This window comes from Lysinibacillus halotolerans, from assembly GCF_003711845.1.
Taxonomy (GTDB): Bacteria; Bacillota; Bacilli; order Bacillales_A; family Planococcaceae; genus Ureibacillus; species Ureibacillus halotolerans.
Genome location: NZ_RHLQ01000002.1, coordinates 1 through 14,617, shown reverse-complemented (window position 1 = coordinate 14,617; position 14,617 = coordinate 1). Strand labels below are relative to the sequence as shown.

Sequence of the window (14,617 nt, the reverse complement as noted above, 5' to 3'; positions counted from 1 at the left end):
TGAAAAAGAATTCTCTATTCTATTAAATACTATCCGATAGGAGGAAAAGAGACTTCCGTAAATAAAAAGTTTCACGAAATTAGGTATTGGAGATTGATAAGCTATCCTTTTTAAGAATTAAGGAATATCATTTACAACCAGAAGTTGAACACTGGATTCAAACCAGTTTAATTTTTCTCTTAATCGAACTACTTCACCAACAATAATCATGCTAGGGTTGGTGATTTGCTCCTGCTTTGCCATTTCTTCAATATTATCTAAAGTGCCTACTAATGTACGCTGAAAAGCAGTAGTTCCTTTATGAATAAGGGCAACGGGTGTTTCTTTACTTTTACCATTGGCAATTAGTTGTTCGGTAATATGCTTTAAATTTCTCATTCCCATATAAATGGCTAACGTATCAATACTTGAAGCTAAAGCGGACCAATTCATATTATCTGTTTCCCCTTGTTTACGATGGCCAGTTATTAGCGCAAAAGAAGAACTATAGTTTCGGTGAGTTACTGGTATGCCTGCATAAGCAGCGGTTGCAATACTCGATGTTATTCCAGGAACAATTTCAAAAGGAACTCCTGCATTAATACAAGCTTCAGCTTCTTCACCACCTCGACCAAATATAAATGGGTCGCCACCTTTTAAACGAGTAACAATTTTTCCTTGCTTTGCGTATTTTACTAATTCAAGATTAATCGTATTTTGTTGCATCGTATGACAATTCGGTAGCTTACCACAGGAAATGATTTCCGCTCCCTTTTTAGCATATTTCAATAAATTTGGATTAATCAATCGATCATAGAGAATAACATCAGCTTTTTTTATACAATTTAATCCTTTTACTGTAATCAACTCTTCATCACCTGGACCAGCACCTACGATATATACAGTTCCCATTTATAAATCCTCTACTTCTTTAATGGAACTTGATTGTTTTATTTTGTACAAGCTGACTCCATTTTTTGAAAATCCATGGTAAGTTGCATAAAGGACTAATCCTGTAAAAATAAAACCACCTATTATATTCCCAAATAACACAGGAATTTGGTTCCAAACCCACCAGTCACCAAAACCAACATCAGCACCCAATAACATACCTGCTGGAATGACAAACATGTTAACTACGGCATGTTCGAATCCTTGAGCAAAGAAGATTAAAATAGGTAGCCACATCGCAACAATTTTTCCAATAGTAGACTGAGTAGTCATTGCCATTACAGCCCCTAGAGAGACCATCCAATTACAAAGAACTGCTTTGACTATAACTACAATAATGCCTGTTGCGCCAATGGCCTGATAGCCAATTGTTTTTGCTTCAGCAACTTGAATAATTTTTTTAGCTATCATATTCTCCGATGTCGTTCCAAAATTTGTTACAGTAACAACGAATAATACCGCATAAATAAAGCCGCCAATTAAATGCCCTACAATAACCCAAAACCAATTCGAAAACATTTCTTTGATTGTTGCTTTTTTCTCGAGTACTGCCAATGGAATTAAAGCAAAATTCCCAGTGACCAATTCCAATCCAAGTAAAATAATGATAACAAAAGCAGCAGGAAACAGAATCGCACCTACAATGCCTAATTTTGTTTGCATTTCAGCTGAGAAAGCCAATGTTGTTCCAAACCCTAATAAAGCACCTGATAATATACCCCGTAAGACCATATTATGAATCGATAGTTTTGCTTTGTCTGTCCCTGCTTCAATCATATTTTCAATCACTTGCTTCGGTTTTACATATGACATAGGCATTCTCCTTTTTATTTAATAGTGGATACTTCCTTAAATGATTAAGAAAGAAGAATATAAACATCGTCCCCTTTGACTTCTACTTGATAAGTTTTGACACATCCATGATCCGGTTCTTGAACTTTACCTGTCGTAACGTCAATTTTCCAATCGTGCATTGGGCAAAAAACATGCTGTCCACTAATTAAACCTTCTACTAATACACCGCCTTTGTGGGGACACCGATTTTCAATCGCATAAAATTCCCCACTTTTCAAATGAAATAAAGCTATTTCTGTTTCTCCTACACGAATCGTTTTTCCGAAGTCCTTTGCTACTTCATCAATTTTTAATACCTTTATACGTTCCACTACTTGTTTCATCCTGTTCCCTCCCGTTTGGAATAATTAGACTTTTACTTTTTCAAACAACTCACTTTTTAACTTCTCACTATGAATAATCTTCTTCCAAGGATCTTGTTGAACAGATAAAGCAACTTCTAATCGTTCATTTAATTCTTTTCGTTGTTTTGGATTTTCAATAACGGCTTTAATATTGTCTAAGCCCATTCGCTCTAACCATTTAGATGTCCGTTCTAAATAAATTCCCGTTTCGCGATAATATTGGAAGTAAGCTGATGCGTATTCAATTACTTCGTCCGCTGTTTTTACTTTTCCTAGTAGGTCAGCTGCTCGTAGATGGGTACCTCCATTCCCCCCTACATACATTTCAAATCCACCTTCTACTCCAACTACACCAAAATCTTTAATACCTGATTCGGCACAATTTCTCGGGCAAGCGGATACGGCCATTTTAAATTTATGGGGACTGCCTACTCGTTCTAAACGTTTCTCTAAAGCAATTCCTAAACTCATAGAATCCTGTGTGCCAAAACGACAGAACGTTTCTCCAACACATGTTTTCACTGTTCGTAAAGTTTTACCATATGCATAACCTGAAGGCATATCAAGTTCTTCCCAAACCTTAGGTAAATCTTCTTTTTCGATACCGAAAATATCAATTCGTTGGCCACCAGTAATTTTCAATAACTTTGCGTTATATTTATCAGCCACATCGGCGATTTTCCGTAATTGATCTGAATTTGTCACACCCCCATACATACGGGGTACAACACCAAAGGAACCATCCTTTTGAATATTGGCATGTAAGCGTTCATTTACATAACGGGATTCATTTTCATCTTCATAGTCAAGTGGATAAATCATGCCTAAATAATAATTTAGAGCTGGACGGCATTTTGAACAGCCTTCACTAGTCGACCAACCTAAAACATTCATCACTTCCCGAGTATGCATTAATTTTTTGTTACGAATTGCATCTAAAACTTCGTCACGGGATAAATCCGTACAACTACACAAAGTTTCTTTCGAAGCTGTTGCAACAAATTGATCACCTAAAGTGATTTCAAGTAATTCAGAGATCATTGATTTACAGCCGCCGCACGATCTTGAAGCACTCGTACATGCTTTTATTCCATCAACAGATGTACACTCCTGTTCATGAATCGCTTGTACGATTGTTCCTTTAGATACACCATTACAACCACAAATGATTTCATCGGAAGCCATTGACGCAACAACACTTTCGCCCGAATCACCTCCAATCGGCTGCAATAAACTTACCTTTACTGTATCTGAAATATCAGCCTGTTTTTTAATCATGGAAAAAAGTCGATTTCCTTCTTTACTATCACCGAACAGTACCGCACCGACTAACTTCTTTCCGACAAATACCATTTTTTTATAAATACCATCTTGTTCGTCAAACACCTTTAAAGCTTTTCTTTCTCCGCCTTCGATGAAATCTCCAGCAGAAAAAACTTCCACTCCAGAAACTTTTAATTGGGTAGATACAACTGAACCTTTATAAGGAGTTGTTTCATATCCACTAATCTTTTTAGCTAATACTTTCCCTTGTTCAAAAAGCGGAGCAACTAATCCGTATGCGATTCCATTATGTTCTGCACATTCTCCAACAGCATATATGTTAGGAAAACTCGTTTCCAAGAAGTCATTGACTATAATGCCACGGTTCGTTTTAAGCCCCGCACTTTTTGCTAAATCGATATTCGGTTTAATCCCAACTGCCATCACAACTAGGTCGCACATCAATGTTTCTCCATCTGAAAACTTTAAAAATTCCACTCTTTTTTGACCAACTATTTCTGTTGTATTTTTTTGTAGTAAAAAACGCATCCCTTGTTTTTCCAACTCTTTTTTTAATAAAGTAGCTGCAGCTTCATCCAATTGTCGATCCATTAAATTTTCTCCAAGGTGTACAACCGTTACATCCATTCCTAAATTTAATAAACCTCTAGCCGCTTCTAATCCTAAAAGTCCCCCTCCAATTACAGCTGCTTTTCGATATTTTTTTGAGGCTGCAAGCATTTCATCGGTATCTTTCATGTCTCTGAAAGTCGTTACTCCCTCTAAGTCCGCTCCAGGTATCGGTAAAATAAATGGTTTTGATCCAGTAGCTAATATAAGCTCATCATAGGTTAAAGTTGTTCCCACATTTGTTGTAATCATCTTTTCTTCTCTATCAATATAAATTACCTTTTCATTCGTTAACAATTGAATATTGTTCTCCTCATACCAATCCCAATCATTTAATGTGATATCATCTAACGTCGTATCACCTTGTAATACTTTAGACAATAAAATTCGATTATAATTTGGATGAGGTTCTTCACCAATTATCGTTATTTCAAATTGATCTTTTGAAATTGCTAAAATTTCTTCGATTGTTTTTACACCCGCCATCCCATTTCCAACAAGGACTAATCGTCTTTTTTCCATTTATAATCCTCCTCTTATCGTTTTGAATTAACAGAAAATTCTAAACTATATCTATGTCAGATAATATCACATAAGAAGTATTTGTAAAGCATCTTTTTTCCAATTTTTCATAGAAAACGCTTTCTTTTTGCTTGATTTTTATAGTAAGAAGTCAAATTTGACGGATTTTTAAACGTTTTCATAAAATTTATGTAAGTTTTTTTAACATTTAGAATTTTATCATCGGTTTTCTGTTAATATGAAATAAAGAATAGTTTAGGAGGGCGAAACAATGGGTGGATTAGACGATAAATGTATTGCCTTATTAGGCACACGTAAAGTAGACGAACAAATGAATATTATTAAGCAACTTGGAGGTTCTGCTGTTCACCGACCAGCGCAAGGAACTGTATTTTTTGACTCCAGTTTTATAGGTAGTGAAATTAAAGAAATTATTAACGGTAAATTTCAATGGATTATTTTCACAACAGGTATTGGAATTGATAAATTATTTGAGGTTGCAAAGGAGATGGATTATGAAGAAAATCTTCAACAAGCCCTTTCCACTATGAAAATTGCCGTTCGCGGGTATAAAGGTGCGAATTCCTTAAAGAAAAGAGGATTATTTCCGATTGTTAGAGATGATGATGGAAGTATTGCAGGACTAATTCGTGCATTTGCTTCCCATAATCTTAAGAATCAATCCGTTGCCGTTCAATTATACGGATCCCCTTCAATTGAATTGATAAATTGGTTAAAGGAGCAACAAGCAAACTTTCAGGAAATTATTCCATATCAACATATCCCACCTCAAAAGGAGATATTGGAACAACTATTGAATGAAATTCTAACAAATCAATTGGATGCTGTCAGTTTTACTAGCGTTCAACAAGTACATTACGTTTTAAAATATGCGAAACAACGCAATCTTCATTTTGAACTTTTAAGTGCATTGGAAGAAAACGTTTTAGCGCTTCCAATAGGAAAAGTGACAGGTAATGCCTTAAAGGAACAAGGAGTTAAAAGAATGCTCATTCCTCAAGATGAACGAATCGGGAGTGCTTTAATGACTTTAAATAAATATTTTAAGGAAAGCGTCACTAGGTCCAATTAACCTTTGTCTCATTATAAATGGCTAATTCATCAAAATGAATTAGCCATTCTTTAATTAAAACTTAAAAATATTTCCTCTTCTCCTTTATAAGTCCTTCTATATTTTGATTCCCTTCATAGAATGGAAGTAAATTTCTTAAAAGGAGATGGACTCATGTTTGCTGTTCATTTTTATGAAAAAAATAACCTTTTTATTAGTCAATTACTTAATCATATTCCAACTGAAGGTGCTGAAATTAAACTGAAAGGTCGTAAAGGAAAAGTAATAAGTGTAACCGAAATTGAGCCTAACAAATATCATGTACAGCTTGAATTAGAAACAGTAAAGAAACAATCTTTAGTCAATAACGTAGATAAGAAGAAAAGAAGATAAAAGTTGTTATGATTATCAGTACCACTTTTTTGCTCCTACAGCATTTCAAAGTGGTTTTTTCATTTTAAATGAGCTTGTACGTCTTGTATAATCCATTGAGATGCTGAAAGTAAATCAGGAAAAACAGCATCGGCTAATGGATCATTTTCACCAAGGAAGAACGTTTTCGTCCCTGCTTTTTTACCCGCTTGTATATCCGTATCTGTATCTCCTACCATATAGCTGTTCTCTAAATTCACATGATATTTTCTACTTAAATCGATTAGCATTTTACTGCCTGGTTTTCGGCACTCACATCCTGCTTTCGGTTTATGAGGACAAAAGGCCACATCATGTATGATTGCACCAAATTTAGCTAATTCCTTCACCATATGTTCGTGAATTTGAATAAGTTGAGACTCCTTCATAAAACCAAGTCCTACTCCCCCTTGATTTGTCACTACAAAAATAAAATCAAAATAGCGATTTAATTGTTTAATGGCTTCTGGAACACCCGGTAAAAAATAAAAATCCTTTGGTTGATTTACAAACTTCACTCGATTAGTTAAAACCTCATTAATAACGCCATCCCGATCTAAAAACACAGCACTATTCATTCCTTCACACCTTTTTATTTATAACTTTATTTTTTATTAAATGATCAATTAACTTTACCTTTTTAATATAACTAATAAATACGGGGAAAAGGGATTTCGATTTCGTGATCATTTTGTTTTTAATCGTATGGAACATTCCAGGGATTTGTTTAATCGTTCCCCTGTCTATTGCTTTTACTTTATTTGTAAATGTTTGGAGATTCCCTTTTATCTCTTTTCCATTTTCCATTACTTCAATCACAAGCGTTTCAACTAATGACATAAAGAAAACTAAAATCAATAACATCGTTATGACGATGTCAGCAAGTTGCTCTATTTTCCCAGCAACATCTATCGTTACGATCATTTTTACTAGAAAAAAAATTACGCCACTGCCAAAGGTAATCGATGCATTATAAAGTATGTAATTGTAAGATATTTTTTTACCTAAATACACATTCGTAGCGGTAATTGTAATCATCATAACAAAAGAAAGAATTAAAACGAAAACATAATTCATCTTCAACACCTACTTTTTGAATAATTATATACCAATTATTCCATAAATTAGGTGATGTTATTCAATATATGGAAAATTAACGTTTCTTTAATAATCCACAACCTTTTGTAACTTTTAAGTACAAATTTAAAATCTACAAATGGTTACATTATTCATTTCTTTTTACGCAAAATATAAATGAGAAAATCAAAAAATAATAGGAGGGACTACATTGAAACAATTAAATAAATATTGGATTTATGTCTTAACAACTTTCCTAGCAGTAGGAATTTCCTTTAGCTCTGTAGCATCGGTTTCCGCTCATAATAACCATCATAAGTTTCACGATGAATATGAACAACTTGATCCTAAAACAAAAGAAAAAGTAGACAATATTTTAAGTTTTTTAAAAACAGACTTAAAGGAACTTGGTTTGGAAATACCGGATCATAAAGAAAAATACGAACAATTTGATAAATTAGACGATGAAACGAAAAAAAAGATAAAGGAAATTTTCAAACAATTAAAATCAGGTGAAATTACAAAAGAAGAGGCCAATCAGCAGTTTAAAGCTCTTGGAGTAAATCCCCCAGAAAAACATAAGCATTGTCTAGCATTTGAGAATTTAGATGAAACAACGAAAACAAAAGTAAAAGAAATCTTTAAGCAAAAGAAAGATGGGACAATTACAAAAAAAGAAGCAGATCAAAAATTAGCTGCTCTTGGAGTTGAAATGCCTAAACATCCAATGCATGAAAGTTATGAAAAATTAGACGAAAAAACAAAAGAAAAAGTAAAAAGTCGTGTAGAGGAAGCAAAGGCAGAATTTAAAAAAATCGATGTGACATTTCCAAAGAAATTTGATTACTTAACAAAGTAAACATTAAAAAGCGTGTGAATTCATCACACGCTTTTCATTATTAAACAAGATCATTTTTATTTTTATCTTCTTTGTCGCCTTTTCCGTCATTTTCGTAAAGATTTAATGCCCGTTCTCTTTCTTCCTTCGAAAAATCAGGTTCATCACCGAATTCTGTTTGGTAATTCATATTTGTATATGCATTGGAATGACGATTATCTTCAAGCACCACTTCGTCATCTTTTAATTCTCTAAACAACAGTGGTATACATAATAAACCAGCTAATCCGACTAGGCTATACACAATTCTTGATAATGCTGATTCTTGACCTCCAAACAGTGTTGCAACTAAATCAAAATTAAATAAACCGATTAATCCCCAGTTAATTGCCCCAATAATGACAAGAACAAGTGAAATTCGATATATAATACCCATGTGAACCTCCTACAATCAATTTTTATTGTGCATCTTTATTTTTTGCAATCCGCATAAATTTATACTGTTATTCGTTGAATATAACGAATTATGCGGTCATATTCTAAAATATGATGAAAATCATTTGCCCAAATTTCCAGTTTTTATTAAGAAAATTTGGAATCGCTCAACGAGAAGGGAAGAAAAAAATTGATCGTAAAACAAAGATATGTGAAAAAAAGTGATGTTGTATGGTGTACAGAATCAGAAAGTTGTACTTCTGTTTTAACAAAACTGAAAGAATCTGGCTTCCGCTGCATTCCGATTCTTGATGACCATGGGCAAAAATTTATTGGAAATGCATATAAAGTAGCGATTTTGGAACATTTATTGGAACAACCCAATATGGATATCCCGATATCACAACTTGTTCAAGATGTAGATGGACACATTTATGAAGAAAGCTCTTTTTTTAAAGTGTTCTTTTCAATAAAACGACTACCCTATTTAGCTGTAGTTGATGAACATCAACAATTCGTAGGCATTATTACCCATTCGAAAGTATTTGAATTGTTGGAAGAAGCTTGGGGATATAAAACAGGCAGTTGTGCATTAACAATTGCCCTTCCTGATACGGAAGGAATTTTAGCTAAAATTTTAACTCTCATTAAGAAAAAATCTACTATAAAGGGTGTATTTTCAATCGATGATGACAATTGGTATTTAAGAAGAATTATTGTGACTTTAGGTAAAGGAGCAAACAACCAAACCATTAAAGAAGTAGAAGAACTTCTTCACAAAGTAGGAGCAAGGCTAATCGATGTAGAAATATTTAATCAAGATCAATTCAAATGAACAAATGCGATTGAGAAAAACTTCTCAATCGCATTTCCTTTTAATTTAAATTAAATTTATATACATCTCGATCATTTAATTGTTGTATTGGCCGATTATTCTGTAAAAAAATGGAGCTAAAACGATTAATTTGTTCATTCGACATTTCAATTGGCTCCTCTAAGATTAACCAGTTAACACCTTCTGTACATGGAGGAGCTGTTAAAGATCCCACATATTGATATACTTCTTTATTTTCAGGTAAAAGCTGTTGTAAATCAACAGGGTTTTTTAACAATTTCGCTGCCGCATCACCATCAGTTGGTATTTCATCCCACATTTCTGCTAAAACGGCATTTTCTTTTCCACTTTCAATGAATAAACCGATAATGGCTAGCTCACCCTCTTCTGATTCATGGAAAAGTTGCGCTTCCATATCGAAGTATTGGCCATTTAATTGGTGCTCACTCGGAGAATGGAAATGAATTCCTGTTAATTTAAATTCCTTGTCGTTCATTAAAAGAGAATTATCTAAAGTAGTTGAGTTAGCTTCTATTGTATGTCCAATATTTTCCACCGCAAATATCGCTTGATCGTAATTTAATGACACTTGTTCTGCTAATTTTTTTGCCTGCTCTTCGTCAATCGTTTCATTTACTTCTATGTTAATAGGCGATTGTAATGTACCTTTGCCACAAGCTTCATAATTGGAATTAACATTCAACATTTCATTTGAATTGTTCGTTTCCCCATTAGGAGAAGCCCCATTGTTCGCTGTTAATTGTTGTTTATTTTCAACTGGGGCTTGTTCAATTGGAGGATTTACTGTATAGCTTACTGCGACTACAACAATGGCAATTAATAAAAAAGCATAGATGTAGCTTTTTTTCATTTGTGTTTTCTCCTTTTTCATATACTTTTTATCAAGGTAGCCAATAATCTATTCTTTCTATTCAACATAAGAAAATTTTTATTTTTATAAGGAAAAATTATTTAATATAAAATAAACCTCCGTTGATGATTTCGACTTTAATTCGAGGGTTAAACCGGTCTTCCAATCCCCTTTTCTCAATTTCATAACTTTCCGGTTTTTCTTTTACGCCAACATAAAAGTAATCTAACACTTCCTGTTCTTTAACCCATCGTTTTTTTGCTTCTTCTGCCCAAGAATGATCATCCTTTTGGATAATATTTTGAATCATTAAATCTAACCGTTCCAAAGCTCTTGCTGGCTTTATAATATATTGCAAACAAAAAGTATCTTTAGGTGGTAGAGGTGCCAAATCTAATTGACTAACAAATTCATGAAAATGGTCTTCAATCTCGCCATTTATTAAATTAATTCCTAAAGAATAAAGCTTTTCCTTTGTGTAATCACAATAATAGGAAACTTTATAATTAACACAAAAATATGGTGTTAACGTTTGTTGTTTCCCTTCCTCATTACTAAATTGTTGATACATCTTTACGAATGAACCAAGGTCCTTTGTTGCTTTAAATATTTGATTTAATCTTCCAGAACCGAAATGAATAATTTCACCCATTAATGGATTATCTATTTTTGTTCGATTCGTAATTAATGTAAGTCTGGCTGGATTTGGCGTACTATTTGTTGCCTCGATATATTGCCAGTAGAAGGGGCGATTCATTATTTTTTTATCAATATCAACTGTTAATTGAACCATTAATAAATGCCCTTCATCAGATAGAACTTCGCAACCTGTTTCATTAAAAAAGCTTTTTAAATAATTATGAATTTCCTCAGCATACATAAAATTAGTACCCCTTTTTCATCCAAGGTCTATTTTTTTATAGTTAATCATCCAACAATTACGCCTTTCGAGTTAAAATGTCGTCTAAATCTCCTACTACTTTTTCAAAAACATCAATTTTACTACTTAATAAATCTAAAATTTTCTGCTCAATCGTCTGTTCAATCGCTAAATTATAAATATGGACATCTTCTTCTTGTCCTAAACGGTGAACACGCCCTATTCTTTGTTCCAACTTCATCGGATTCCACGGTAAATCATAGTTAATAACATGATGACAGAATTGAAGGTTAATCCCCTCTCCTCCAGACTCTGTTGCTATAAGCACTTGAGCACGTTCTCGGAATAATTGTTTCATCCAATCCCGTTTACTTTTACTAAATTTCCCGTTAAATAATACACTAGTAATTCCTTTTGTGTATAAATACCATTGTAAATAAGCTTGTGTTGCTCGATATTCAGTAAAAATAATGACTTTATCTTGTGCTTTTTCTATAATTTCGATTACCTTTTCCGCTTTTGCATTAATTTCTAGATTCATTAACTTCTCCATTATTGCTTCTATATATTCCTTCTCTTCTGATTGAGCACATTTTTGGAGCATTTTATTTAACGTTAAAAAGGTCGCTTCTTTACTGCTACACATTTCCTTCAGTAAAGTCACCATTGTAAAGGAGCTTGAAAAGATTGAGGATATTGATTTCAATTCACTAATCATGTCGTAAACTTCTTTTTCTTGTTCAGTGAACTGTACTGTTATCGTTTGAACTTTCCTTCTTGTCCACTCAACTCCCGTATCATGTCTTCTGTTCCTTACCATTACTTGATTCACAAGCTCTCTTAAATATTTCTCTCCATCTAGACTATTTTTTGTAGCTGAAAAGGAACTTTGAAATGCCTCATAGTTACCTAAATGACCAGGTTTTAATAAAGAAACTAAGTAAAAGATCTCAAATACATCATTTTGAATCGGTGTTGCTGTTAATAACAGGCAAAACTTTTTCTTTAAACTTTGTACGAATTCATAGATTTGCGTTTTATGATTTTTTAATTTATGTGCTTCATCTATAATGATCATATCGTAATCTTGTTCATAAATTTTTTCTCGATGGGGACTTTTTTTGGCAGTATCCATACTCATAACTACCACATCATAATGATCAATAGGTGTATTTTTCCGATAGGAGATAGCTGGTATGAAAAAACGTACATTCAACTCTGTCACCCATTGGTTTTGCAACGATGCGGGAACTAAAATAAGGGCTTTCTTCACTAAACCACGAATCATATATTCTTTCATAATCAAACCGGCTTCTATGGTTTTCCCTAGACCTACCTCATCTGCTAAAATCGCTTTTCCATTCATCTTTTCGATAACGGTTTGGGCTGCTTCTACTTGATGAGGTAATAATTGTAAGTTTGTTAAAAATTTCGGAGCTTGCAATCCGGAAAACTCAGGTATTAAGTTCATTTTCTCAATTTCATAACTCATTTTATAAAGGGTCCAACTATCCCATGGACCATCTTGTTCAAAGCGTTCAAAAAAGTCCTCTCTCCAGTTAGTCGATCGTTCAATAATCATTTGAAGACACCTCGCTTGTTATAACTTTTATAATGTCCAAAAAATAAAAAAATATAAATGAACATTGGAGTAAAACAAGCATTTTAGTGAAAATAATAAATTTATGGATGTTTTTAGAAATAAGTGGGATTTGTTTCATTTTATTTGGAAGACCCATTTATACCTTTGGATGATATACGTAAAGGAACAAAAAAAGAACAGAAACTTATCTGTCCTTTAAGTCAGCTTCTGCTACTTTTTTTACCCTTCCCATAAATTGAATAACAGGTTTATCAGATGCAAACTTTACTAATGGTTTTAAAAACCATTTCAAAGGTTGATTCGTCGTCTTGTATTTAAAAAGCGTTTTTTGATCATCTATTTTTTCCAATTCATATTGGGCTGATATATTAAACCATTGTGCAAGATTAAATCCTATCGTTAGTTTTTTATAATCGCACTCATTCTCATACTCTAACGTTTTTACTTCATACTCTTGGATTCGTTTACCTTCTCGATATTTTTGAAGATATACACTTCCAACTTTATTGGAAGTGAGCTTAAGCGGTTCATGGGATACAACTTGAGGCATTATTTTTTGCATTTCTTCTACATTACCATCGAATAACTTCCATATTTTTTCTATTGATGCATGAATTACGATTTCTTTTGACCAGGATTTCACTTTTCCCCCCCCAAAGTATGTCTTACTCTTATACTATCTTTTCCAACTATAATTTACCAATAACTTGTAACTTTATACGGATAGCAGAAACTCAAAAAATGGAAATTAATTTAAAAGACCTACGTTAATTTCTCTTTCAAAAGCAGCTAATTTAAATTTTAGCTCCCCTATATTTTGTTACAAATATATCCAAATCCACATCATTTTGTAACATAAAGTTCAGCATATTGTAAAAAGAAAAATATTGTAAATTTGTTAGTAATTATATAAAATATCTTTTGTAAACTATTTTATACATGTATACTATTTTATACAATTTGAAAATTAGTAGTACAAAAGCTCCATGGAGAAATTAGAAAATGTGAAATTTTTCACTTTGAAAGTGATCCAATAATAGTTTTGTAATATAATATTTTTCAATTAAAAATTTCAAATTTTCTAACTATTTAATCACTCATTTATTTTCTTTCTTTTCAACAAGTATTCTTAAAAAATCGTCATTATTCGAGTATGTGTCGACTTCGACAATTTGCATTTTGACAAATTCACCTTAATTGGACTAATTTTTTTAAAACAAGTCTTGATTATTTTAAAATACGGAGGTTGTTAGGGATTACTAGCGTTACGCAAAAAAAAAATTTATTACAAAGATTAAAATGAAAATATGTGTCTATTTAAAAGATTAATTGTGACATATTTGTGAATTCCGTTTTTTCAACCATGAACCGACATAATTTTTAAGATAAGTAATATACAATTACTAAAGTAAATTACAAATCTATTAAATTTTAATATAATACTAAATCTTGGAGGATTATTTAAATGCGAAGTAAATTTTATAGACAAATTTTAAAACTACTTATTGAAATGAAAAGAAAGGATATGTATAAAAAAGCAAACAATTTAGGCTTTACTCACCCCGAAACTGTAACATGTAGCCAAGAATTAGATGCTTTACTTAATATCTATTTACATAAAGCTGCATAAAGGAGGAATTTTTATTATCACATTACAATTTTTATTTGTATATTATCCCAGTTAGGCTAGAGTCAATCTGCTTAACTGGGATTTTCAATTTCAAATTATGAGAAATTAGCCGTTACATTTAAGTGTAAGTATATTACCCTTCACTTACTTACAATCTTCAACATTATATGTAGCTGCATAAATAATTATGTATGAACAACGATTGGAATATCACATTCTAATTTCGCTACTCATGTTACATATTCTTCTGTTTGATCCATCTGTATTTGATAAGCTAAAACTGAGCCACCATCGCAGTTGAAAAGTGAGCCACTTTTATATGAAAATAATCCTAACTTCATAGAGTTAGGAGCGTATAGAGGTGATTTCTTTGGAGAAGAAACAAAAAGTTTTATTAGCCTTTCATAAAGAAAATAAGAGT

Annotated in this window: 17 protein-coding genes; 5 read left to right on the top strand and 12 right to left on the bottom strand. The window is 32.6% G+C overall.

The window, feature by feature from the left end:
* Positions 1–117 precede the first annotated feature (117 nt).
* From cobA to nirB, 4 genes are read right to left on the bottom strand one after another with little or no spacing between them, the layout of a single operon-like run.
* Positions 118–891 carry a uroporphyrinogen-III C-methyltransferase gene (cobA, locus tag EC501_RS01510; protein ID WP_122970528.1) on the bottom strand — a complete coding sequence of 258 codons (774 nt, stop codon included), beginning with the start codon at positions 889–891 and terminating at the stop codon, positions 118–120.
* A complete protein-coding gene (locus tag EC501_RS01505; RefSeq protein WP_122970527.1) occupies positions 892–1,743 on the bottom strand; it encodes a formate/nitrite transporter family protein in 852 nt (283 codons plus the stop codon).
* 44 nt (positions 1,744–1,787) lie between these two features.
* Entirely contained in the window at positions 1,788–2,108 is a 321-nt protein-coding gene (gene nirD, locus EC501_RS01500; RefSeq protein ID WP_122970526.1) for a nitrite reductase small subunit NirD, read from the bottom strand.
* A gap of 24 nt (positions 2,109–2,132) precedes the next feature.
* Positions 2,133–4,544 (bottom strand): nitrite reductase large subunit NirB, encoded by a 2,412-nt coding sequence (gene nirB / locus EC501_RS01495; RefSeq protein ID WP_122970525.1) that lies wholly within the window; start codon positions 4,542–4,544, stop codon positions 2,133–2,135.
* A gap of 271 nt (positions 4,545–4,815) precedes the next feature.
* Here nirB and EC501_RS01490 point away from each other — a divergent pair, with 271 nt between their 5' ends.
* A complete protein-coding gene (locus EC501_RS01490; protein WP_122970524.1) occupies positions 4,816–5,637 on the top strand; it encodes a uroporphyrinogen-III synthase in 822 nt (273 codons plus the stop codon).
* A gap of 153 nt (positions 5,638–5,790) precedes the next feature.
* Positions 5,791–6,009, top strand: a complete 219-nt coding sequence (locus EC501_RS01485) for a hypothetical protein (RefSeq protein ID WP_122970523.1) — start codon at positions 5,791–5,793, stop codon at positions 6,007–6,009.
* 59 nt (positions 6,010–6,068) lie between these two features.
* On the opposite strand, the gene EC501_RS01480 is transcribed toward EC501_RS01485, so the two are convergent.
* The gene (locus tag EC501_RS01480) at positions 6,069–6,605 is read right to left on the bottom strand and encodes a D-glycero-alpha-D-manno-heptose-1,7-bisphosphate 7-phosphatase (protein WP_122970522.1); all 537 of its coding nucleotides are present in this window, start codon (positions 6,603–6,605) and stop codon (positions 6,069–6,071) included.
* 4 nt (positions 6,606–6,609) lie between these two features.
* A complete protein-coding gene (locus EC501_RS01475; RefSeq protein WP_122970521.1) occupies positions 6,610–7,104 on the bottom strand; it encodes a hypothetical protein in 495 nt (164 codons plus the stop codon).
* 211 nt (positions 7,105–7,315) lie between these two features.
* Here EC501_RS01475 and EC501_RS01470 point away from each other — a divergent pair, with 211 nt between their 5' ends.
* Positions 7,316–7,963, top strand: coding sequence for a hypothetical protein (locus EC501_RS01470; RefSeq protein ID WP_122970520.1), 648 nt, complete (start codon positions 7,316–7,318; stop codon positions 7,961–7,963).
* A gap of 40 nt (positions 7,964–8,003) precedes the next feature.
* Here the strand turns inward: EC501_RS01470 and EC501_RS01465 are convergent, their stop codons facing one another.
* On the bottom strand, positions 8,004–8,378 hold the full coding sequence (locus EC501_RS01465; RefSeq protein ID WP_122970519.1) for a DUF378 domain-containing protein: 375 nt from the start codon (positions 8,376–8,378) through the stop codon (positions 8,004–8,006).
* 189 nt (positions 8,379–8,567) lie between these two features.
* Between EC501_RS01465 and cbpA the strand changes: the two genes are divergently transcribed.
* Positions 8,568–9,212 carry a cyclic di-AMP binding protein CbpA gene (cbpA, locus tag EC501_RS01460; RefSeq protein WP_122970518.1) on the top strand — a complete coding sequence of 215 codons (645 nt, stop codon included), beginning with the start codon at positions 8,568–8,570 and terminating at the stop codon, positions 9,210–9,212.
* A gap of 40 nt (positions 9,213–9,252) precedes the next feature.
* Here the strand turns inward: cbpA and EC501_RS01455 are convergent, their stop codons facing one another.
* The 4 genes from EC501_RS01455 to EC501_RS01440 all read right to left on the bottom strand — a co-directional run bounded on the left by EC501_RS01455 (position 9,253) and on the right by EC501_RS01440 (position 13,209).
* Entirely contained in the window at positions 9,253–10,083 is an 831-nt protein-coding gene (locus EC501_RS01455) for a carbonic anhydrase (RefSeq protein ID WP_158599654.1), read from the bottom strand.
* 97 nt (positions 10,084–10,180) lie between these two features.
* Positions 10,181–10,963: a YqhG family protein gene (locus EC501_RS01450; protein ID WP_122970516.1), complete on the bottom strand. Its 783-nt coding sequence runs from the start codon at positions 10,961–10,963 to the stop codon at positions 10,181–10,183.
* A gap of 58 nt (positions 10,964–11,021) precedes the next feature.
* Complete coding sequence (locus tag EC501_RS01445; protein ID WP_122970515.1) at positions 11,022–12,545, bottom strand: DEAD/DEAH box helicase; 1,524 nt, start codon at positions 12,543–12,545, stop codon at positions 11,022–11,024.
* A gap of 205 nt (positions 12,546–12,750) precedes the next feature.
* Positions 12,751–13,209, bottom strand: coding sequence for an SRPBCC family protein (locus EC501_RS01440; RefSeq protein WP_122970514.1), 459 nt, complete (start codon positions 13,207–13,209; stop codon positions 12,751–12,753).
* Between the two features lie 822 nt (positions 13,210–14,031).
* Between EC501_RS01440 and EC501_RS01435 the strand changes: the two genes are divergently transcribed.
* Positions 14,032–14,196 (top strand): aspartyl-phosphate phosphatase Spo0E family protein, encoded by a 165-nt coding sequence (locus EC501_RS01435; RefSeq protein ID WP_122970513.1) that lies wholly within the window; start codon positions 14,032–14,034, stop codon positions 14,194–14,196.
* A gap of 230 nt (positions 14,197–14,426) precedes the next feature.
* On the opposite strand, the gene EC501_RS18545 is transcribed toward EC501_RS01435, so the two are convergent.
* On the bottom strand, positions 14,427–14,617 hold a 191-nt coding region (locus EC501_RS18545; protein ID WP_206613368.1), incomplete at its 5' end, for a hypothetical protein.

Excerpts from the sequence above, each read along its gene's own strand:
- cobA (WP_122970528.1), bottom strand. The coding sequence starts at position 891 with ATGGGAACTGTATATATCGTAGGTGCTGGTCCAGGTGATGAAGAGTTG.
- EC501_RS01505 (WP_122970527.1), bottom strand. The coding sequence starts at position 1,743 with ATGTCATATGTAAAACCGAAGCAAGTGATTGAAAATATGATTGAAGCA.
- nirD (WP_122970526.1), bottom strand. The coding sequence starts at position 2,108 with ATGAAACAAGTAGTGGAACGTATAAAGGTATTAAAAATTGATGAAGTA.
- nirB (WP_122970525.1), bottom strand. The coding sequence starts at position 4,544 with ATGGAAAAAAGACGATTAGTCCTTGTTGGAAATGGGATGGCGGGTGTA.
- EC501_RS01490 (WP_122970524.1), top strand. The coding sequence starts at position 4,816 with ATGGGTGGATTAGACGATAAATGTATTGCCTTATTAGGCACACGTAAA.
- EC501_RS01485 (WP_122970523.1), top strand. The coding sequence starts at position 5,791 with ATGTTTGCTGTTCATTTTTATGAAAAAAATAACCTTTTTATTAGTCAA.
- EC501_RS01480 (WP_122970522.1), bottom strand. The coding sequence starts at position 6,605 with ATGAATAGTGCTGTGTTTTTAGATCGGGATGGCGTTATTAATGAGGTT.
- EC501_RS01475 (WP_122970521.1), bottom strand. The coding sequence starts at position 7,104 with ATGAATTATGTTTTCGTTTTAATTCTTTCTTTTGTTATGATGATTACA.
- EC501_RS01465 (WP_122970519.1), bottom strand. The coding sequence starts at position 8,378 with ATGGGTATTATATATCGAATTTCACTTGTTCTTGTCATTATTGGGGCA.
- EC501_RS01455 (WP_158599654.1), bottom strand. The coding sequence starts at position 10,083 with ATGAAAAAAAGCTACATCTATGCTTTTTTATTAATTGCCATTGTTGTA.
- EC501_RS01450 (WP_122970516.1), bottom strand. The coding sequence starts at position 10,963 with ATGTATGCTGAGGAAATTCATAATTATTTAAAAAGCTTTTTTAATGAA.
- EC501_RS01445 (WP_122970515.1), bottom strand. The coding sequence starts at position 12,545 with ATGATTATTGAACGATCGACTAACTGGAGAGAGGACTTTTTTGAACGC.
- EC501_RS01435 (WP_122970513.1), top strand. The coding sequence starts at position 14,032 with ATGCGAAGTAAATTTTATAGACAAATTTTAAAACTACTTATTGAAATG.